Below are 20,395 nucleotides of genomic sequence, written 5' to 3' on the forward strand. Positions count from 1 at the left end.
TTATCCTAGTTTTGCCTACAGTGGAACACCGTCGTCGGCCGCGGCGCGCGGTGCCGCTCCGCCGCACGAACCCGCCCGCACCCGGAGGCAGCATGTCGACCACCGACGAGGACGTCGTGGACCGCTCAGCGCAGACCCGCCACCGGGTCGTCATCCGCTTCGCGGGGGACTCCGGTGACGGCATGCAGCTCACCGGCGACCGGTTCACCGCCGAGGCGGCGGCGTTCGGCAACGACCTCGCGACGCTGCCCAACTACCCGGCGGAGATCCGGGCCCCGCACGGCACGCTGGCCGGCGTCTCCAGCTTCCAGCTGCACTTCGCCGACTACGACATCCTGACCCCCGGCGACCGCCCGGACGTGCTGGTGGCGATGAACCCGGCGGCGCTCAAGGCCAACCTCGGCGAGCTGTCCGCGGGCGGTGTGCTGATCGTGGACACCGACGAGTTCACCAGCCGGAACCTGGCCAAGGTGGGTTACGCGGCGGACCCGCTGGAGGACGGCTCGCTGGACCCCTACACGGTGCACCGGGTGGCGATGACGTCCCTGACCACGGCGGCGCTCGCCCCGCTGGGCATCGGGAAGAAGGAGGCCGAGCGCAGCAAGAACATGTTCGCCCTCGGCCTGCTCTCGTGGATGTACTCGCGCCCCACCGAGGGCACCGAGCGGTGGCTGCGGGAGAAGTTCGCCCGCGTGCCGCAGATCGCGGAGGCCAACGTGCTGGCCTTCCGCACCGGGCACGCCTACGGGGAGACCACGGAGTCCTTCGCCGTCACCTACGAGGTGGCCGCGGCGGTGCTGCCGGACGGCACGTACCGGCAGGTCACCGGGAACGCCGCGCTGGCCTACGGGCTCGTGGCGGCCGGCCGCCGGTTCGGGCTGCCGGTCTTCCTGGGCAGCTACCCGATCACCCCGGCGTCGGACATCCTGCACGAGCTGTCCCGGCTCAAGCGGTTCGACGTGACGACGTTCCAGGCCGAGGACGAGATCGCCGGCATCGGTGCCGCGCTGGGCGCCTCCTACGGCGGCGCGCTCGGGGTGACGACGACGTCCGGCCCGGGCGTGGCGCTCAAGGGCGAGACGATCGGGCTCGCGGTGATGATCGAGCTGCCCCTGCTGGTGATCGACGTGCAGCGCGGCGGCCCCTCGACCGGTCTGCCGACGAAGACCGAGCAGAGCGACCTGCTGCAGGCCATGTTCGGCCGCAACGGCGAGTCCCCGGTGCCGATCGTGGCGCCGTCGTCCCCGGCGGACGCCTTCGACGCCGCGGTGGACGCCGCCCGGATCGCGGTCACCTACCGGACGCCGGTGCTGCTGCTCTCCGACGGCGCGATCGCCAACGGCTCGGAACCGTGGCGGCTGCCGGAGGAGGGCGACCTGGTGAGCACGCCGGTGGAGTTCGCGGCCGGGCCGAACGGGCCGGACGGCAGCTTCCTGCCCTACGCCCGTGATCCCGGCACGCTCGCCCGCCCGTGGGCGGTGCCGGGCACGCAGGGGCTGGAGCACCGCGTCGGCGGGCTGGAGAAGGCCGACGGCACCGGCAACATCTCCTACGAGCCGGACAACCACGAGTTCATGGTGCGGGTGCGCCAGGCCAAGATCGACGGCATCGAGGTGCCCGACCTGGTCGTGGACGACCCGACCGGCGACGCCGAGGTGCTGGTGCTGGGCTGGGGCTCGACGTTCGGCCCGATCGGTGCGGCCGTCCGCCGGCTGCGCGCCGCCGGGCACTCCGTGGCACAGGCGCACCTGCGCCACCTCAACCCGTTCCCGGCGAACACCGCGGACGTGCTGGGGCGCTATCCCACGGTCGTCGTGCCGGAGATGAACCTCGGCCAGCTGGCCTTCCTGCTGCAGGGGCGGTTCTGCCGCCCGGTCACGTCGATCACCAAGGTCGCCGGGCTGCCGTTCGGCGCCGCCGAGCTCGAGGACCGCCTGCTCCCGCACGTCACCGACCCGAAGACCGAGGTGTCCGCATGACCACCATCGACCTGGGGCTGCCGAAGCTCGGCGGCCTGGACCGGGTGCCCACCACCGAGGACGTCCAGAAGGCCAAGGACTTCGCCAGCGACCAGGAGGTGCGCTGGTGCCCCGGCTGCGGCGACTACGCCGTGCTGGCCGCCGTCCGCTCGTTCCTGCCGACGCTGTCGATCAGGCGCGAGAACACGGTGTTCGTCTCGGGCATCGGCTGCTCCTCCCGCTTCCCGTACTACCTCGACACCTACGGGATGCACTCGATCCACGGTCGGGCGCCGGCGATCGCGACCGGGCTGGCCACCGCCCGGCCGGACCTGTCGGTGTTCGTGGTGACCGGCGACGGCGACGCGCTGTCGATCGGCGGCAACCACCTGATCCACGCGCTCCGGCGGAACGTCAACATGACGATCCTGCTGTTCAACAACCGGATCTACGGGCTCACCAAGGGCCAGTACTCGCCCACCAGCGAGGTCGGCAAGGTCACCAAGTCCACCCCGATGGGCTCGGTCGACCACCCGTTCAACCCGGTCTCGCTGGCCCTCGGCGCCGACGCCACCTTCGTCGGCCGGGCCATGGACTCCGACCGCAAGGGGCTGACCGCGGTGCTCGAGGCGGCGGCCCGGCACCGGGGGGCGTCGCTGGTGGAGATCTACCAGGACTGCCCGATCTTCAACGACGGCTCGTTCGACGTGCTGCGCAAGCCCGACGACTCGGAGACCCGGGTCATCCCGCTGGTCCCCGGGAAGCCGATCACCTTCGGCACCGAAGGCCGCTGGGCGGTGGTGCGCCGCGGGTTCGGCCTGGGCGTCGCGCCCACCGCCGAGGTCCCGCCCGAGGACGTCGTCGTCCACGACCCGGCCGACCACGAGCTGGCCTTCGCGCTCTCCCGGCTGTCCGACCAGGGGCTCGAGCACGCCGTGTTCGGCGTCATCCGGCAGGTCGACCGCCCGACCTACGACGACCTCGCCCGCGCGCAGGTGCAGGAGGCGGTCGACGGTGGCGGCGACGACCTGCTCGGCCTGCTGCGCGGCCGCGACACCTGGACCGTGCGCGACGGCGCCGTCGTCGACCAGCACGCCCCCGGAGGCGGCACCCGATGAGCGACACCATCGCCGTCCTCGGCGGGACCGGCGCGCTGGGGCGTGCCCTGGCCCTGCGGCTGGCCCGCAGCGGCCACCCGGTCGTCCTCGGGTCGCGCGACGCCGACCGCGCGGAGGCCGCCGCCGTCCAGCTGTGCGCGGTGCTCGCCGCGGCCGGGACCGAGGCCCGCATCGGCGGCGCCGGCAACGCGGCGGCCGCCGGCGCGGGGGACATCGTCCTGCTCGCGACCCCGTGGGACCCGAGCGGGGAGAGCATCGCCGCGCTGGCCGGGCCGCTGGCCGGGCGGCTGGTCGTCTCGTGCATCAACCCGCTCGGGTTCGACCAGCAGGGTCCGCACGGGCTGACGGTGGCGGAGGGCAGCGCCGCCGAGCAGGTCGCGGGGCTGCTGCCGGCCAGCACCGTGGCGGCGGCGTTCCACCACCTGTCGGCGCCGAGCCTGGCGAACCTGGACAAGGACCTCTCCGCCGAGGACGTGCTGGTCTGCGGGGACGACGCCGCCGCCCGCGCCCGGGTGATCGAGCTCGCGGCCGCGGTCACGGGCCGGCCCGGGGTGGACGTCGGTGCGCTGCGTCAGGCCCGGGTGCTCGAGCCGTTCACCGCCGTGCTGATCGCGGTGAACAAGCGGTACCGGACCCGGGCGGGCGTGCTGCTCACCCACGTCGACGTCCGCCGCGGCCCGGCCTGACCGGCGCCGCCGGTGGCGTTCCACGGTGCCGGGCAGCGGACCGCCGGAGCGGCCCTGTACAACCGACCTGAGAAGTACCGCACCGGACGTGGGGAGTCGCATGAGCACCACCTCGTTGACCTTGGCGCCCGCGCCGCCGTCGGAGGCCGCCGAGAAGGTGAGGCTGGAGGTCCGCGAGTTCCTCGCCGCCGAGCTGGCCGCCGGCACGTTCCGGACGCACGTGGACACCTGGCTGTCCGGCGTGGACCCGGACTTCTCGAAGAAGCTGGGCGAGCGCGGCTGGCTGGGGATGACCTGGCCGAAGAAGTACGGCGGGCACGAGCGCTCGGCGATGGAGCGCTACGCCGTCACCGAGGAGCTGCTGGCCGCCGGTGCCCCGGTCGCCGCGCACTGGATCGCCGACCGGCAGTCCGGGCCGAACCTGCTCACCTACGGCACCGAGAAGCAGCGGCAGGAGATCCTGCCGCGCATCGTCGCGGGGGAGTGCTACTTCGTCATCGGGATGAGCGAGCCGGACTCGGGCTCGGACCTCGCCTCGATCCGCACGAAGGCCGTGCGCAACGGCGACGGCGACTGGGTGGTCAACGGCGCGAAGGTGTGGACGTCGAACGCGCACCACTCCCACTACGGGATCGTGCTGGTGCGCACCTCGCCGTCGGACCCCGCGCACCGGCACGCCGGCATGTCGCAGCTGCTGATCGACCTGTCGCTGCCGGGCATCACGATCAACCCGATCCGCATCCTCGACGGCGGGCACCACTTCAACGAGGTGGTGTTCGAGGACGTCGTCGTCCCCGGCGACATGCTGCTGGGCGAGGAGGGGAACGGCTGGCACCAGGTGACCGCGGAGCTGGCGTTCGAGCGGTCGGGCCCGGAGCGGTTCCTGTCGACGTACCCGCTGGTCGCCGAGTTCGGCCGCCGGGTCGCCGCGACCGGTGACCCCGCGCAGCTCGCCGTCCTCGGGCGGCTGTCGGCGCGGGTGCTGGCGCTGCGGCAGATGTCGCTGCGCATCGCGGCGGCGCTGGACCGCGGCGAGCTGCCGAACATCCCGGCGGCGCTCGTGAAGGACGTCGGGACGACGTTCGAGGCCGACGTCATCGAGGAGATCCGGAAGGTGGTCGACGTGACGCCGTCGCTGGACTCGCCCGACCCGCTCGCCCGGTCGCTGGCCGAGGCGCAGCTGCACCAGCCGGGCTTCACGCTGCGCGGCGGTACCAACGAGATCCTGCGCGGGATCGTCGCTCGCGGACTGGGGCTCCGATGACGACAGCGAGCGAGCATCGCAGCGAGGTACGAGCGAGGAGCGGAACGAGCGCGGAGTCGAGCGGGGGACAGAGCTGATGGCATCCGATCAGGACCTGGTGGTCGAGACCGTCCGGGACATCCTCGGCTCGCACGAGCCGTTCGTGCTGACCCCCGAGCGGCGCTGGGACGAGCGGCTGTGGACGGCGCTGGCCGAGGCCGGGCTGACCGGCGTCGGGCTGCCCGAGGAGGCCGGCGGCTCGGGCGGTGAGCTGGCCGACGCGGTGGCGATCGTGCGGACGCTCGCGGCCGGCGCCGCGGCGGTGCCGGTGGCCGAGCAGCTGCTGGTGGCCGGGCCCGCGGTGGTGGCCGCGGACCTGCAGCTGCCCTCGCCCGAGCGGCCGACGACCTTCGCGGTCGCGGACTCGGTGACGGTGCACCCGGTCGACAACGGGGACGGCCCGGGGCGGTTCACGCTGTCGGGCACGGTCCCCGACGTCGCGTGGGCGGGGGCGGCGTCGTCCGTCGTCGTCCTGGTGCCGGCGCCGTCGGGCCTGGAGGGTTCCGTCCTCGCGCTGGTCGACGTCTCGGGGCTGCCGGCGACCGACGCCTTCAACCTGGCCGGCGAGCCGCGCGGCGCGCTGGTGCTGGACCAGGCCGGTGCCGCCGGCGCACTGCTCACCCCGGCGCAGGCGGACGAGGTGCGGGCACGCTATGCGCTGGCGCGGGCGGTGCAGCTGGCCGCGGCGCTGGAGCAGGTGCTCGCGTGGACCGTGCAGTACGCAGGCGAGCGGCACCAGTTCGGCCGCCCGCTCGGCAAGTTCCAGGCGATCCAGATGGAGCTGGCCGAGATGGCCGGTGAGGTGACCGCGGTGACGGCGGTGACCGACGCCGCCGTCCAGGCGCTGGCCCGGGGCTCCTCCGACGCAGTCCTCGCTGCCGCGGCGGCGAAGGTGCGCGCGGGTGCCGCGGTCGAGGTGGTCGCCCGGCTGGCGCACCAGGTGCACGGCGCGATCGGGTTCACCCAGGAGCACAAGCTGCACCACCTCACCCGGCGGCTGTGGTCGTGGCGGGACGAGGCGGGCAGCGAGCTGGTGTGGTCGCGGGTGCTGGCCGCTGGGCTGCTGGCCGACGGCCCGGACGGTCTCTGGCCGGCGCTGACCCGCGTGGTCTGAGCCGGGTCCTCGCGGCCCGGGCCCTGCACGGCCCCGGGGACGTCGTCGTTCTCGTCGGCGTCCCTGGGGTCGTGCTGCCCGCGAGCCGCAGGCCGGCCCGGGGGTCAGCGGGCGGCGCGCTCGGAGAACACCAGCAGGGCAGCGGCGGCGAGAGTGCAGCCGGCGACCGCGGTGAACGCGGCGCCGTAGCCGGCGGCGGTGATCAGCGCACCGCCGGCGACCGGTGCCACCACCCGGCCGAACTGGCCGGCCAGGGCCTGCTGCCCGGACACCGTCGCGAACACCACCCCGGGGACGTACTGCCCGAGCAGCGCCGGACGGGCGATGTTGAGGACCCCGAAGCCTGCGCCGAACAGGAGCACGAACACGACGGTGGCCACCGGCTGGGGGAGGGCGAGCAGCAGCACCACCCCGAGCGCCTGCCCGGCCACCATCGCGGCGGTGACGTGGCCCATGCCCACCCGGGCCGCGAGGACGGTGAGGACCACCCGTCCGGTCACCGACAGCGCACCGAGCGCACCTGCCGCCAGCGCGGCGAGCCCGGGTGGCGCCCCGGCCGCGAGCAGGTAGGCCACCAGGAAGACCGCGACCACCGCGTTCGCCACCATCTGCAACGCCGTCGCTAGGGTCAGCCAGCGCACCTCGGGCCGCCGCCAGGCCGCGCGGGCGCCCCGGTAGGGAGCGAGGTCGGGGACCACCCCGCCACGCGGATCCCCGGGCGGCGGCCCGGGATCGGGGCGGCCGTCGGGCGCCAGCCCCAGGTCGGCGGGTGCCCGGCGCAGCAGCAGCGCGTGCGGCACGGCGCACGCCGCGACGACCCCGGCGAGCACCACCAGCGCCGAGCGCCAACCGAGCACCTCGATGAGGAACTGGGACGTGGGCAGGAAGATCGTCGAGGCGAACCCGGCCACCACGGTCAGGGTCAGCAGCGCCTTCGCCCGGTCGCGGCGGAACCAGGTGTTGATCACCGCGTACGCCGGCTCGTAGAGCACCGCGGCGCTGGCCAGCCCGATACCCGTGAACGCCAGGTAGAGGCCGGGGAGCCCCGCCGCCTGCGACCACGCCAGCACCGAGGCGCCGCCCAGCAGGCTGCCGGCGGTCATGATCCAGCGAGGTCCGGAGCGGTCCAGCCACCGGCCCACGACCACCCCGCCGATCCCGGTCAGGGCCAGGGCGAGGGTGAGCGCGCCGGAGAGCTGGACGGTCGAGGCGTCCAGCTCCTCGCGCATCGGCACCAGGAAGACGGCGAAGGAGTAGTAGAGGACGCCGTAGGAGACGGTCTCGGTGACCGACAGCGCCCAGACCATGCGCCAGCCGGGGAAGTCCCGCCGCCGGCCGGTACCCGCGCCGGCCCTCGCCCCGGCCGTCAGCGGACGGTCACCCCGTGCTGCGGGCGATCTTGCCCGACCCGGCCTGGGCCAGGGGGTAGACCAGGACGTCGGCGATCACCACGTGCGGCGGCTGCCCGGCGATCCAGGTGACGACGTTCGCGATGTCCTCCGCGGCCAGCGGGGTGACCCCCTCGTAGACGGCGTCGGCCGCTGCCCGGTCGCCGTCGAAGCGGACGACGGAGAACTCGGTCTCGACCAGGCCGGGGTCGACCTCGCTGACCTTGACGCCGCTGCCGAGGACGTCCATCCGCATGCCGCGGGTGATCCGCTCGACCGCCGCCTTGGTCGCGCAGTAGACGGTGCCGCCGGGGTACACCTCGCGGCCGGCGTTGGACCCCACGTTGATGACGTGACCCGAGCCGCGCGCCACCATGCCGGGGAGCACCGCGCCCGAGACGTTGAGCAGGCCGCGGACGTTGGTGTCCAGCATCCGGTCCCAGTCGTCCGGGTCGTCCTCGTGCAGCGGGGTCCGGCCGCGGGCGAGCCCGGCGTTGTTGACCAGGACGTCGACCGGCGAGAACTCCTCGGGCAGGGAGGCGACGGCGGCGTTCACGGCGTCCCGGTCGCGGACGTCGAGCGCCACGGGGAGCACGGCCCCGTCGTGCTGCGCCGCCAGCTTCTCGAGCCGGTCGGTGCGGCGGGCGGCGGCGACGACGCGTGCCCCCTGGTCGAGGAAGGCCTCGACGCAGGCGCGGCCGATGCCGCTCGATGCGCCGGTGACCAGGACGACGGGAGGGTGGGCCATGGGTCGCTGCTTCCGCTCAGGGCTGCCAGGGGTGGTCACTGGCGGGAGCCCAGTGCCCGGGGGGATGGGGCCGCGGGATCGAGGCCCTCGTAGGTGTCGCCGTCGGGATGGATGTCGAGGTAGGAGTCGCGGGACAGCGCGATGTGGTCGCGCATCGCCGCGGCCGCGCGGTCGGCCTCCCCGGCGGCGATCAGCTCGGCCACCCGGCGGTGCTCTCCCCAGGCGCGCGGCGCGTTGACGGACACCAGGGGAGCGAAGAACCAGCGGCTGCGGTGGGAGAGCCGTTCGCCGAACTCCAGCAGGATGTGGTTGCGGGCGTTCTCCAGGACGGCGAGGTGGAAGCGGGCGGTGTGGGCGGCCATCTGCTGGGCGGGGACCCCGCGCGCCCAGTCGGCGTCGGCCTGGTCGCAGATCTCCAGCAGCCGCCTGGCGTCCGCGGGGGTGCAGCGCTCGGCGGCCAGCTGCGCCGCCTCGCGCTCCACGACCTCGCGCGCCTCGAAGAACTCGTGCACCTCCTGCACCGTGGGCTGGCTCACGAAGGCCCCGTACCGGGGGCGGATCGTGATCCAGCCGTCCCGGTGCAGCCGCTGCAGCGCTTCCCGGACCGGTCCCCGGCTCACCCCGAGCTGCGAGGCCAGCCGCTCCTCGACCAGGTGGTCGCCGGGCGCGAGGGTGCGGCTGATCAGCAGTTCCTGCAGCCGCTCGTACACGTGCTCGCGCAGTGGCAGCGTCGCGATGGGTCGATCCTCCAGCACCGGACCGCACCTCCCGCGCACGTGGGAATCGTCACCGTCCCGTGACACTGTAGACAGTAGACAAGCGAATTTGTGGGCTGGTTCACTGCTGTGACCTGTCGTACAGAGCAGGCACATGCCTCACCGGCTGCGGGTGGGCCGTCCCGCGGTGTTCGCCGCCGGCCCTGGCGCGGCCGTGAACGCACTCCACAGGAAGGCCACTGATGTCCACGACCCTCGGCACGCACCCCGGCAAGCGCTCCCGCCTGCTGCTCTCCCTGGGAGTCGCCTCGACCCTCGTGCTCACCGCCTGCGGTGGCGACGACGCCGAGGAGCCGGCCGCCGGTGGCGACGCCGGCCAGGAGTTCAACGAGCAGCTGACGTTCGCCACGGGCGGGACCGGCGGGGTCTACTACCCCTACGGCGGTGGCATCGCCAACCTCCTGAGCTCGGAGATCCCCGGCCTCACGGTCACCGTCCAGGAGACCAACGCGTCGGTCGACAACATGCAGCTGCTCGACACGGACCAGGCGCAGCTGGCCCTGGCCGTCGGCGACGTCGTGTCCGACGCCGCGAACGGCGAGAACACGTTCACCGAGCCGCTGGCCGTCTGCTCGCTGGGCAACACGTACAACAACTTCACCCACTTCTTCACGACGGCCGACAGCGGCATCACCTCGATCGAGGACCTGGCGGGCAAGCGCGTCTCGCCCGGCGCCGTGGGTTCGGCCTCCGAGGTCGTCGCCGACCGGACCATGCAGGCCGCCGGCGTCGACCCGCAGGCCGACATCGAGCGGGTCCAGCTGGGTGTCGCCGAGACGGTCGCCGCCATCCAGGACGGCACGGTGGACGCGGGTGCCTGGTCCGGCGGTCTGCCCACCGGTGCGATCGTCGACCTCGCGAGCACCAGCGACCTGGTGCTCATCCCGACCGGCGAGTACGCCGACGCGCTCGCCGAGGAGTACGGCGCCTACTACTTCGCCCAGGACATCCCGGCCGGCACGTACGAGGGCCAGGACGAAGCGGTGTCCACCGTCGTCTCGCCGAACATCCTCGTGGTCCGGTCCGACATGGACGAGGCCCTCCAGGAGGCGATCACGAGCACCATCTTCGAGAACGAGCAGCAGCTGCTCACCGTGCACCCCGCGGCCGAGGAACTGAACGCGGAGACCGCCGACGACATCGAGTTCATCGAGACGTGCCCGGGCGCCCAGGCCTACTTCGACTCGGTCGGCTGACCCCTTCCCGAGCCCCCGTGCTGCCGGGCGCCGGACCGTCGTCCGGCCCCGGCAGCACCCGGGCGCCCCGCCCGCGCGCCATGCCCCGCCGCCTGCTCGTCGTGCTCCTCGGTGTCCTCGCCGTGGTGGCGATGGCCGGCGGCGTCGTCACGGTGGCCACGGCGGGCGACGGGGGGCAGGCTGTCACCGTGCGCACGCCGGACGGCGAGCTCATCGCGCAGCTGCCCCTCGACGGGGACACCTTCGCGGTGGGCTACCGCAACAGCATCTACACCACGCTGGCCGAGGAGCGGTACCGCGTCCTCCCGGACGGCCGGTTCGAGCTGGTCCAGCTGGCGGCCGAGCAGGTCGCCGTCCTGGAGGAGTACTACGCCGTCCCCGGGGCGCCGGAGCCGGCGCGGCCGGGGGACCGGCTCCCGTTCGTGGTCGACCCCGATCCGAGCCGGCCGGCCGTGTTCGAGGAACTCAACATCGCCGCCACCGACCTCGGTGAGCGCACCCTGTACGTCCCCGGTTCCGAGCCGGTTCCCCTCTGGGAGCGGGTCGTCACCGACGACCCCTCCGTGATTCTCGACATCGAGGACAGCTGATGAATCTCCGACGCTGGACGCAGAAACAGGCCGGGCCCGCGCCGGCCCACGGCGGCGGCGCGACCGCGGTGGACGGCCGCCCCGACGCGGCCTCCGACGACGTCCCGGGCGCCCCGCCGGCCAGCCGGGGCGCGCAGGAGGGGGTCGAGGACGCCTCCACCATCGACAAGGGCCCCGGCGGGGACCGGGACGTGGATCCCGACAAGATCGACGAGGAGGCCCTGCTCGCCGAGTTCGAGGCGGAGAAGCCGGCCCGGCACCTCACCGGCATCCCCGGCCACGTCGTCGCGGTCGTGGGCGTCGGGCTGTCCCTCTTCGCCCTCTACTGGGTGTTCAACCCCATGCCCCGGCAGGTGTACCTCCCGCTGTTCCTCAGCGTCGGGTTGTTCCTGACCTTCCTGACCTACCGCGGCTGGGGCCGGTCGGACAAGGACAAGCTCGAGGGGAAGTCCGACCACCCGAACGTCCTCGACTGGCTCCTCGCCCTGGCCTCGCTCGTGCCGGGCCTCTACATGGTGTGGGACTGGCAGGGCTTCTTCCGCCGCGCCATCGTCCCGACGGACACCGACCTCATCATGGGCACCCTGCTCGTGCTGCTGGTGCTGGAGGCGGCCCGGCGCACGGTGGGTCTGCTGGTCCCGCTCGTGGTGCTCGGCTTCCTGGCGATGGCCTACTTCGGGTCGTCCATGCCGAGTCCGTTCACCACCGCGGACTTCCAGTGGCCGCGGCTCGTCGGGCACAACGTCATGGGGACCCAGGGCATCTTCGGCGTACCGCTCGACGTCGCCGCGACCTACATCATCCTGTTCACCATCTACGGGGCCGTGCTGGCGGCCTCCGGGGCGACGAAGTTCTTCATCGACCTGTCGTTCGCCGCCTTCGGTCAGTCGGCGGCCGGTCCCGGCCGCACGGTGACGCTGTCGGGCTTCCTGCTCGGCACGGTGTCGGGCTCCGGCGTGGCGACGACGGTGACCCTCGGTGGCTTCGGCTGGCCGCTGCTGCGCAAGGCCGGCTACTCGTCGGAGGCCGGCGGCGGTGTGCTCGCCGCAGCCGGTATCGGCGCCATCATGTCGCCGCCCACCCTCGGCGCCGCGGCGTTCATCATCGCCGAGCTGCTCAACGTCTCTTACCTCGAGGTGCTGATCTGGGCGACCATCCCGACGATCCTGTACTACCTCGGGATCATCCTGGCGATCGAGTTCGACGCCCGCCGGCACGGCACGCACCAGGTCGAGGTGGAGGACAAGTCGGCGTGGCGGCTGCTGTTCCGGTTCGGGTACCACTTCAGCTCGCTGGCCGCGATCGTCTTCTTCCTGGCCCTGGGCTACACGCCCTTCCGCGCCGTCGTCTACGCCACCGCACTGGCCTTCCTGCTCAGCTTCTTGGACCGCGAGCACTGGATGACGCCGAAGCGGATCTGGCACGCGCTCGGCCAGGGCGCGGTCGGCGCTCTCTCGGTCATCCCCGTCATGGCGGTCGCCGGGATCATCGTCGGCGTCATGACCCTCACCGGTCTGGCGCTGCGGCTCGCGGGGATCATCGTCGACTTCTCCGGCGGCAGCCTGGTGCTGACCGCGCTGTTCTCGGCCATCGTCGTCGTGCTGCTGGGCCTGGCCGTACCGGTCACGGCGAGCTTCATCATCTCGTTCGTGATCATCTCGCCGGCTCTCCAGCAGGTGGGCGTCGAGCCCTTCGCCGCGGCGATGTTCATCTTCTACTACGCCGTGCTCAGCGAGGTGTCGCCGCCGACGGCCCTCTCGCCGTTCGCCGCAGCCGCGATCACCGGCGGCAAGCCGGTGCCCACCATGTGGCTCACCTGGAAGTACACGCTGCCGGCCTTCCTGGTGCCGTTCATCTTCGTGCTGTCGCCGAACGGGGTCGGCCTGCTCTTCGAGGGTGGTGCCGCCACGGTCGCCATCGCGTTCGTCGCCTCCTCGCTCGCGGTGGGTGCGCTCGCCGTGGTGACCGGCAAGTGGCTGATCGGCCCGGCCGGCTGGCCCGAACGGGTGCTGTTCCTGGGCGCTGCCTTGGCACTGCTGGTCATGGAGCCGCTGTGGATCGGCGTCGGCCTCGCGCTCGGCCTCGCCGGCACCCTGGTGCACCTGTTCATGCGCAGGCGCGCCGGTCACTCCGTGGGCGGCCCGCTCGGCGCGATGCTGCCCGGGGACGAGGGCGCGGGCGGTGACGGGGGCGAGGCCGGGCAGGCTCCGCAGGCGTCCGGTGCGCGGGCCGGGTCGGGCGCGACCACGGCCGCACCAGGGAGCACGACCGGCACGGACACCCCCGGGGAGCGCTGACATGAGCCGAGCCCTCCGGCGGCCGGCGCCGCGGTGATCCGCGTGGCGGTCCTCCCCGGCGACGGCGCCGGGGAGGAGGTGCTCGACGGTCCCCTGCGACTGCTCCGGCAGCTCGCCGAGCGGGGGACCGTCGAGGTGACCGGCCCCTGGCCGATCGGCTCGCGCGCCGCCGCCGCCACGGGGGAGGTACTCCCCGAGCAGACCCTCGCCGCCTGCGACGCGGCCGACGCGATCCTGCTCGGCGCGGTCGGCGAGGACCCGGGGGTGCCGACCGAGGTCTGCCCCCGGCCGGAGGTGGCGCTGCACCGGCTGCGCGAGCGGTACGACCTGCGGATCTCGGTCCGGGACATCCCGATGGAGACGGACACGGACCTCACCGTCGTCCGCAACCTGATCGGCGGTTCCTACGGCACCGGGCCGGGCGACCGGACCTACGCCGAGGACGGCGGCGAGGCGGTCGACGTCCTCCGGCTGACCCGCGCGCGGATCGCCGAGGTGGTCGAGCTGGGCATCGACCGGATGCAGCGCCGCGGCGGCGGCCGCCTGGTGTCGGTGGACAAGGCCAACCTGTACGCGACCGGGCGGCTGTGGCGGGAGGTCGCCACCGAGGTCGCCGCCCGGCGCGGCGTGCCGGTCGAGCACCGCTTCGTCGACCGCGCGGCCCTCGAGCTCGCCGCGGGGGGAGCCCTGCCCGACGTGATCGTCACCGAGGGGTTGCTCGGAGACATCCTCAGCGATCTCGCGGCCGGCCGGGCCGGCTCCCCGGCGCTGTGCGGATCGGCCTCCCTCCATCCCGGGGAGCCGGTGCGGGGGCGCTGCCGGGGCCTGTTCGAGCCGGCCCACGGCTCGGCCCCACGCCGCGCCGGCCGGAACGAGGTCGACCCGCTCGGCGGCTTCCTCGCGCTGGTCGCGCTGCTGCAGCACTTCGACGAGACCCGCGCGCTGGGCGACCGGCTGCGGACGGCGACGCGGACCGTGCTCCGCCACGGGCCGTGGACCTACGACCTCGCGCCCGACGGTGCGGCCGCCGGGACCCGCGACGTCGCCGACGCCGTCCTCGCTGCCTTCGCCGCCGAGCCGGCCGGCGTCGAAGCCGTCGACGCGGTCGCGGAGCCGGCCGTCCGCGTGCCGGCCGATGACCTGCGCGGGTGGACGGTGGACGTGCTCGAGGCGGTGGGCGTGCGGCCGACCCACGCCCGGGAGGTCGCCCACGTGCTCGCCTACGCCGACCTGTCCGGCATCGACTCGCACGGCATCGCCCGCCTGCCCGCCTACGTCGCGATGATCGGCAGTGGGGCGATCACCGCAGACGCGGAACCGACGGTGCACTCCGACGGTGGCGCGGTCGCGCAGGTCGACGGGCACGGCCTGCTCGGCCATCCGGTCACCGCGGTCGCGCTGCGGGAGGCGGTGGAGCGGGCGCGCCGGCTCGGTCTGGGCTGGGTGAACGTGCGGGACAGCAGCCACCACGGGGCGAGCGGCTCCTACGTCTACGACGCGGCACGACAGGGCCTGGTGGCCATCGCGGCGACCAACACCGGGCCGATCGTCGCGCCCACCGGATCGGCCCGCCCCTACTTCGGCACGAACCCGTTGGCGCTGGGCATGCCGGTGACCGGCGAGGAGCCCATGGTCTTCGACATGGCGACGTCGGCGGTCGCCGGCGGCAAGTTCGAGATCGCGCTGCGCCTGGGCACGCAGATCCCGCTGGGCTGGGGATTGACGGCCGAGGGCCGACCGACCACCGACCCGGGCGCGGTCTACCCGGGCAAGGGGCCGCTCCTGCCGCTGGGCAGCGACCGGGAGCACTCCAGCCACAAGGGCTACGGCCTGGCGCTGCTGGTCGAGCTCCTCACGGCCGTGCTCGCCGGAGGGCCGTTCGGTCCGGGTGTCGGCAACCTGACCGCCCGCGCCGTGTCCGGCCCGCCCCGGACCAGCCACCTGGTCGTCGTCCTCGACCCGGCACGGCTCGGAGACCCGGCGCGCATGCAGGCCGAGACCCAGCGGCTGCTCGGCGAACTGCGTGCGCTGACCCCGGTCGACCCCGGGCTGCCGGTGCGGACGCCCGGCCAGCGGGCGGCGGCCGAGCGGGCCGCCCGACGGGTGGCAGGCGTGCCGCTGGACGCCGGGACCCACGCGGCCCTGCGGCAGCTGGGGGAGCGGGTCGGCCGGCCGCTGGATGCGCCCGCCCGGTGACCGGACCGCCCCCGGGAGCCCCGGCGTCGACCCGCGCGATCCTGCAGGCCGTCGCCGTCTCCGTCCTGGGGGTGCTGCCGGCCTTCCTGGTCGGCGCACTGGCGGTGCAGATCCGCGCGGACCTCGAGGTGGGTCTCGGGCTGTTCGGCCTGGCGGCGGCGACGCTGTTCGCCGTCTCCGGTGCGTGTGCGCGGGCCGGCGGTCGGCTGGTGCAGCGGCTCGGGGCGCGCAGGGGCGCGGTGGTGGCCGCGGTGCTGGCGACCGGCGCGCTGGTCACCATCGGCACCGCCTCGTCGGCCGGCTGGTTGATGGCCGGCCTGGCGATCGGCGGGCTGGGCAATGCGGTCGCCCAGCCCTCGGCCAACCTGGGCATCTCCGAGCTGGTGACCGAGCACCGGCTCGGGCTGGCCTTCGGCATCAAGCAGTCGTCGATCCCGGCGGCCACCCTGCTCGGCGGCCTGGCGGTGCCCGGCATCGCCCTGGTCCTCGGGTGGCGCTGGGCGGTCGCCGCGGCGGTCGCGCTCGCGGTGCTGCTGCTCGTCGCGGCCGCCGTCGGTGGGCGGGCCGCGCACGCCGGGCCCCGGACCGCGGATCCCGGCACGCCGGACAAGGGCCTGCCGCGCGGCGGGCTGCTGGTCCTGACCCTCGGCGGGTTCCTCGGCTCCGCCTCCGCGACGTCCACCGGGGTGTTCCTCGTCGACTCCGCGGTGGCGGCGGGCGTGGCCCCGGGCCGCGCCGGGCTGCTGTTCGCCGCCTGCTCGGTGCTGGGGCTGGGGAACCGCATCGGCTTCGGGTGGCTGGCCGACCGGCACCCCGACCGGAGCCGTTACCTGTTCATCGCCAACCTGCTCACCGGCGGCGCCCTCGGCTACGGCTTCCTGGCCACCGGGCAGACGGCGCTGGTGGTCCTGGGTGCGGCCATGGCCTACGGCCTGGGCTGGGCGTGGACGGGGCTGTTCCACTTCGCCGTGATCCGCGACAACCGGGCCGCCGCCGCCTCGGTGACCGGGTTCGTGCAGACCGGCCTGTCCCTGGGCGCAGCGAGCGGACCGCTGCTCTTCGGCGTGGTCGCGCAGACGTTCTCCTACACCGCCGCCTGGCTGACCGCCGCGGTGCTCAGCCTGCTCGCCGCCGGCACGATCCGCCTCAGCCGCCGCATGGTCCGCCGCTCGCGCGGGCTGCCGGTCGCCGGTCTGCGCCGCCGGGTGCCCGCGCAGGACGCCGACCTGCAGGCGCCCACCTGACACCGGGGTCTCACCCAGGGGCCGGGACGGGTGATGCCGCCGTGGGCGCGCTCAGGCGTGCCGGGCCCGCCGCCGCAGTTGCTGCGCGGTCACCAGACCGGGCCGGTCCCGCATGAGCATCCGGCGGCCCTGGACGATCACCGCTCCCGCGACCACCGAGACGGCCGCCGTGGCGTACCAGGCGACCGCGTAGGAGGTCGCGGTGACGAGGACGCCGAACAGCAGCGGCCCCAGGGCGGCCCCGGCGCCCATCCCGCCCTGGGTGATGGAGGTGGCGCGGGCCGCCATGCCGGGGTGCATCCGGGTCACCGAGTAGGTGGACAGCCCGGCCCACGCCCAGCCGGTGCAGTAGCCGATCACCACACCGACGCCGATGAGCACCTCCACCCCCGTGCCCAGCAGCGCGTAGGAGAGCCCCCCGACGGCCATCTGGGCGGCCACGACCAGCAGCCACCGGGTGCGCACCCGGTCGGCCAGCCAGCCCAGCGCGACGCGGGCCGCCGCACCGGTGGCGCTGGCCACCGCGGCGAGCAGCCCGGCCGTGGCGGGGGAGATGCCGGAGTCCACGGCGGTGGCGACGAAGAACGAGCCGAGCGCGTTGCCGGTGGCCGCACCCAGCATCAGCCCGCAGGCCAGCACGACGAGCGCGGCGCGGCGGAAGGGGCCGGCGGCCTCCGACGCCGCGGCGGTGCCCCGTGGCGGCAGCCGGTTCCCGGCGGGGACGGTCAGCATCACCAGCAGTGCCAGGCCGGCCCCGATGACGAACGCCGGCCGCCAGCCCAGGGGGATGGCCACCAGCGGGACGGCGGCCCCGGCGAGCATGGTGGCCAGCGGGATCGCCGCCTGCTTCGTGCCGTAGGCCAGCCCGTGGCGGTCCGGTGTCACCGCCCGGGCGATCAGGTCGTTGCTCGCCGGCTGCCCGACGCCGTTGCCCCAGCCCGCGACCAGCAGCGCCCCGACGAGCACCGGGGTGTGCTGGGCGGCCAGGGCGATGAGCAGCATGGCGGCGGCGGCCAGCAGCGCGGACAGCCGCACCACCGGCGAGGTGCCGAAGCGCCGCACCACCATGCCGGCGGTCAACGACGCCAGCCCGGAGACGAGGAAGAAGCAGGCCACCAGGACGCCGAGCAGCGAGGGGCCGAAGCCGAGGTCCTCGCGCACCTGCACCCAGAGCACGCCGACCATGTACGGCGGCAGCACCCCGACCGTCGTGACGCTCACGGCCGCGGTGGCGGCGGCGCGGGAGGTCGCCGGGCGCCGGGGCCCCGCCGGCGGGCGCACGGCGGTCAGGCCCGCGGCGGATCGGCCGGAGGACGCCCGGGGAGCGCACCGCCGGCAGCGGCTCCGGTCACGGCTCCCGGCCGCGGTCGAGGAGGTCGTCGACGATGTGCTCGGCGATCGCCAGGGAGGAGGTCGCGGCCGGGGACGGGGCGTTGCGGACCGCGACGACGGCGCCGGTGCGGGTGATGCGGAAGTCGTCGACCAGGCTGCCGTCGGACTCCAGCGCCTGGGCGCGGATACCGGCGGTCGCGGGGACCAGGTCGGCGACGGTGAGCTCGGGGACGTAGCGCTGGGCGGCGGCGGTGAAGGCGCGCTTGCTCAGCGACCCGCGCATCTCGGCGATGCCGGTCCTCCAGTGCTGGGCGGCGAACCTCCGGAAGCCGGCGTAGCGGACGACCTCGGCCAGCTCCCGGGGGCTGACGTCGCGCCGCCGGTAGCCCTCCCGCGCCAGGGCCAGCACGGCGTTGGGGCCGACGAGCACCTCGCCGTCGAACCGCGGGGTCAGGTGCACGCCGAGGAACGGGTAGCGCGGGTCGGGGACCGGGTACACCAGGCCGTTGACCAGGGCTCGCTTCTCCGGGACCAGGGCGAAGTACTCGCCGCGGAAGGGCACGATGCGCGGGGCGGCGACGTCGCCGGCGAGCTCGGCGAGCCGGTCGACCTGCAGACCGGCGCAGAGCACCACCTGGTCGACGACGAGCTCGTCGCCGTCGGCCCCCTGCACGACGACATCCTCGGCCGGTCCGCCGGTGGTGTGCCGCAGCCCGGTGACGGCGAACCCGGTGCGGATCGTCGCACCACGTGCCTGGGCGTCGGCGGCCAGCTGCCGGGTGATCTCGGCGTAGTCGACGATCGCGGTGGTGGGGGAGTGCAGGCCGGCGACCCCCGTGACGTGCGGCTCGAGCTCGTGCAGCTGCGCCCGGTCGAGGATCCGGATGCCGGGGACGCCGTTGGCGCGGGCCCGCTCGGCGATGGCGTCCAGCCGGGACTGCTCGGCGGCGTCGAGGGCGACCAGCACCTTGCCGATCTCCTGGTAGCCCAGGCCCTTCTCGGCGCAGAACTCCTTCAGCAGGCCGACCCCGCGGCGGCAGAGCAGCGCCTTGAGCGAACCGGGTTCGTAGTACAGGCCGGCATGCACCACGCCGCTGTTGCGGCCGGTCTGGTGGGCGGCCAGCCGGTCTTCCTTCTCCAGCAGCGTCACCTCGGCGCCGGGCCGGAGCTGGAGCAGCCGGCGCGCCACCGCGGCACCGATGATGCCGCCGCCGACGACGGCGAAACGCGAGCCGGTCATCGATCCTCCGATCGTGCTCCTCGAGACAGGCCGCGAAGACGGTGCCGGCTGCCGCTACGGTGTGCTGGTGATCTCAGTCACCGAGTGTTGCAGCCGGGGCGTCCGGACGTTCGCACGGGGTGTCCGGCGGTGAGCGACCTCCAGGGTGTCCTGCCCATCACGCTGACGCCCTTCACCGACGACGGAGAGGTCGACGAGGGCAGCATCGACACCCTCGTCGAGGACTACCTGGGCGCGGGAGCGCACGGCCTCACCATCCTCGGCATCATGGGGGAGGCCGCCAAGCTCCTCGACGACGAGCGGGAGCGGGTGCTGCGGCGCTACGTGCAGGCGACCGCGGGGCGGGCGCCGGTCGTGGCCGGGGTCTCGGCCCGCGCGACCCGCATGGCCCTGGACTACGCGCGCCGGGCGGAGGACGCCGGAGCCGCCGCGGTGATGCTGGCCCCGCCCGACAACACCAGGAACCTCGAGCTGGTCTTCGAGCACTTCCGCCGGGTGGCCGAGGCGGTGTCGGTGCCGGTGGTCGTGCAGGACGAGCCGGTCAACACCGGCGTGACCATGCCCGCTCCCTTCCTGGTCCGGCTGCTCGACGAGATCGAGGGCTGCCGGTACCTCAAGCTCGAGGAGACGCCGACCCTCCCGAAGATCACCGCGGTGCGGAACGCGGTGCGCTCGCCGGTGGGCATCTTCGGCGGGCTCGGTGGCGTGTACCTCTACGAGGAGCTGCTGCGCGGCGCCGACGGGATCATGACCGGCTTCGGGTTCCCGCAGGTCCTGGTGGGCACCTACGAGAAGTTCGTCGCCGGGCAGCGCGCGGAGGCGCAGGCCTACTTCTTCAAGCACCTGCCGCTGATCCGGTACGAGGCCCAGCTCGGCGTCGGCGGTGTCACGATCCGCAAGCAGGTGTTCGCCCGGCGGGGAGCCATCAGCTCACCGCACGCCCGTTTCCCGGCGCCGCCGGTCGACGACCTCACCCTCGCCGAGCTCGACGACCTGATCGCCGCTGTCGGACTCTGAGCAGCCGTTCCCACGAGAGCTAGGAGTTCCCTGTGCGACTGACGTCCCTGAGGATCGACGGTGGTGAGCCGGCGGCGCTGGTCCGGCCGTCGGGTGCGGTGTTGTTGACGGCGGTGAACGAGGCGCTGGGCACCACCTGGTCGGGCACGGTGCAGGAGCTGCTGGAGCACGGTGAGGTCGAGGCGCTGCGCC

The 20,395-nt window shown here is 74.2% G+C and carries 16 protein-coding genes; 11 read left to right on the top strand and 5 right to left on the bottom strand.

The genetic code is table 11. The features are described 5' to 3' along the window. The first annotated feature begins 92 nt into the window (after window positions 1-92). From ACI79T_RS17410 to ACI79T_RS17430, 5 genes are all read left to right on the top strand, one after another. On the top strand, window positions 93-1,979 hold the full coding sequence (locus ACI79T_RS17410; RefSeq protein ID WP_456611347.1) for a 2-oxoacid:acceptor oxidoreductase subunit alpha: 1,887 nt from the start codon (window positions 93-95) through the stop codon (window positions 1,977-1,979). Next, a complete protein-coding gene (locus ACI79T_RS17415; RefSeq protein WP_456611348.1) occupies window positions 1,976-3,076 on the top strand; it encodes a 2-oxoacid:ferredoxin oxidoreductase subunit beta in 1,101 nt (366 codons plus the stop codon). Before ACI79T_RS17410 ends, ACI79T_RS17415 begins: the two co-directional genes overlap by 4 nt. Continuing rightward, the gene (gene npdG, locus ACI79T_RS17420) at window positions 3,073-3,762 is read left to right on the top strand and encodes an NADPH-dependent F420 reductase (protein ID WP_456611349.1); all 690 of its coding nucleotides are present in this window, start codon (window positions 3,073-3,075) and stop codon (window positions 3,760-3,762) included. Before ACI79T_RS17415 ends, npdG begins: the two co-directional genes overlap by 4 nt. Window positions 3,763-3,862: 100 nt before the next feature. Then, on the top strand, window positions 3,863-5,026 hold the full coding sequence (locus ACI79T_RS17425; RefSeq protein WP_456611350.1) for an acyl-CoA dehydrogenase family protein: 1,164 nt from the start codon (window positions 3,863-3,865) through the stop codon (window positions 5,024-5,026). A gap of 76 nt (window positions 5,027-5,102) precedes the next feature. Further along, window positions 5,103-6,179, top strand: a complete 1,077-nt coding sequence (locus ACI79T_RS17430; protein ID WP_456611351.1) for an acyl-CoA dehydrogenase family protein — start codon at window positions 5,103-5,105, stop codon at window positions 6,177-6,179. A gap of 104 nt (window positions 6,180-6,283) precedes the next feature. On the opposite strand, the gene ACI79T_RS17435 is transcribed toward ACI79T_RS17430, so the two are convergent. The 3 genes from ACI79T_RS17435 to ACI79T_RS17445 form a co-directional block, all read right to left on the bottom strand. After that, on the bottom strand, window positions 6,284-7,486 hold the full coding sequence (locus ACI79T_RS17435) for an MFS transporter (protein ID WP_456611352.1): 1,203 nt from the start codon (window positions 7,484-7,486) through the stop codon (window positions 6,284-6,286). Window positions 7,487-7,556: 70 nt separating this feature from the next. After that, the gene (locus ACI79T_RS17440) at window positions 7,557-8,315 is read right to left on the bottom strand and encodes an SDR family NAD(P)-dependent oxidoreductase (RefSeq protein WP_456611353.1); all 759 of its coding nucleotides are present in this window, start codon (window positions 8,313-8,315) and stop codon (window positions 7,557-7,559) included. A 35-nt stretch (window positions 8,316-8,350) separates the two neighbouring features. Then, window positions 8,351-9,070, bottom strand: a complete 720-nt coding sequence (locus ACI79T_RS17445; RefSeq protein ID WP_456611354.1) for a GntR family transcriptional regulator — start codon at window positions 9,068-9,070, stop codon at window positions 8,351-8,353. A 203-nt stretch (window positions 9,071-9,273) separates the two neighbouring features. Here ACI79T_RS17445 and ACI79T_RS17450 point away from each other — a divergent pair, with 203 nt between their 5' ends. The 5 genes from ACI79T_RS17450 (at window position 9,274) to ACI79T_RS17470 (ending at window position 16,614) form a co-directional block, all read left to right on the top strand. Then, window positions 9,274-10,287: a TAXI family TRAP transporter solute-binding subunit gene (locus ACI79T_RS17450; protein ID WP_456611355.1), complete on the top strand. Its 1,014-nt coding sequence runs from the start codon at window positions 9,274-9,276 to the stop codon at window positions 10,285-10,287. An 80-nt stretch (window positions 10,288-10,367) separates the two neighbouring features. Beyond that, a complete protein-coding gene (locus ACI79T_RS17455; protein WP_456611356.1) occupies window positions 10,368-10,877 on the top strand; it encodes a hypothetical protein in 510 nt (169 codons plus the stop codon). Further along, a complete protein-coding gene (locus tag ACI79T_RS17460; protein WP_456611357.1) occupies window positions 10,877-13,174 on the top strand; it encodes a TRAP transporter permease in 2,298 nt (765 codons plus the stop codon). Before ACI79T_RS17455 ends, ACI79T_RS17460 begins: the two co-directional genes overlap by 1 nt. Before the next feature lie 42 nt (window positions 13,175-13,216). Beyond that, complete coding sequence (locus tag ACI79T_RS17465) at window positions 13,217-15,370, top strand: Ldh family oxidoreductase (RefSeq protein WP_456611358.1); 2,154 nt, start codon at window positions 13,217-13,219, stop codon at window positions 15,368-15,370. Beyond that, window positions 15,367-16,614 carry an MFS transporter gene (locus ACI79T_RS17470; RefSeq protein WP_456611359.1) on the top strand — a complete coding sequence of 416 codons (1,248 nt, stop codon included), beginning with the start codon at window positions 15,367-15,369 and terminating at the stop codon, window positions 16,612-16,614. Before ACI79T_RS17465 ends, ACI79T_RS17470 begins: the two co-directional genes overlap by 4 nt. A 51-nt stretch (window positions 16,615-16,665) precedes the next feature. Here ACI79T_RS17470 and ACI79T_RS17475 read toward each other — a convergent pair whose 3' ends face one another. Continuing rightward, window positions 16,666-17,835: an MFS transporter gene (locus ACI79T_RS17475; protein ID WP_456611360.1), complete on the bottom strand. Its 1,170-nt coding sequence runs from the start codon at window positions 17,833-17,835 to the stop codon at window positions 16,666-16,668. Between the two features lie 127 nt (window positions 17,836-17,962). Continuing rightward, window positions 17,963-19,186 carry an L-2-hydroxyglutarate oxidase gene (gene lhgO / locus ACI79T_RS17480; protein WP_456611361.1) on the bottom strand — a complete coding sequence of 408 codons (1,224 nt, stop codon included), beginning with the start codon at window positions 19,184-19,186 and terminating at the stop codon, window positions 17,963-17,965. A gap of 129 nt (window positions 19,187-19,315) precedes the next feature. On the opposite strand from lhgO, the gene ACI79T_RS17485 reads away from it, so the two are divergent. Further along, window positions 19,316-20,203 (top strand): dihydrodipicolinate synthase family protein, encoded by an 888-nt coding sequence (locus tag ACI79T_RS17485; protein WP_456611362.1) that lies wholly within the window; start codon window positions 19,316-19,318, stop codon window positions 20,201-20,203. Window positions 20,204-20,395 lie beyond the last annotated feature (192 nt).

The sequence above is a fragment of the Blastococcus sp. SYSU DS0619 genome (assembly GCF_054051035.1).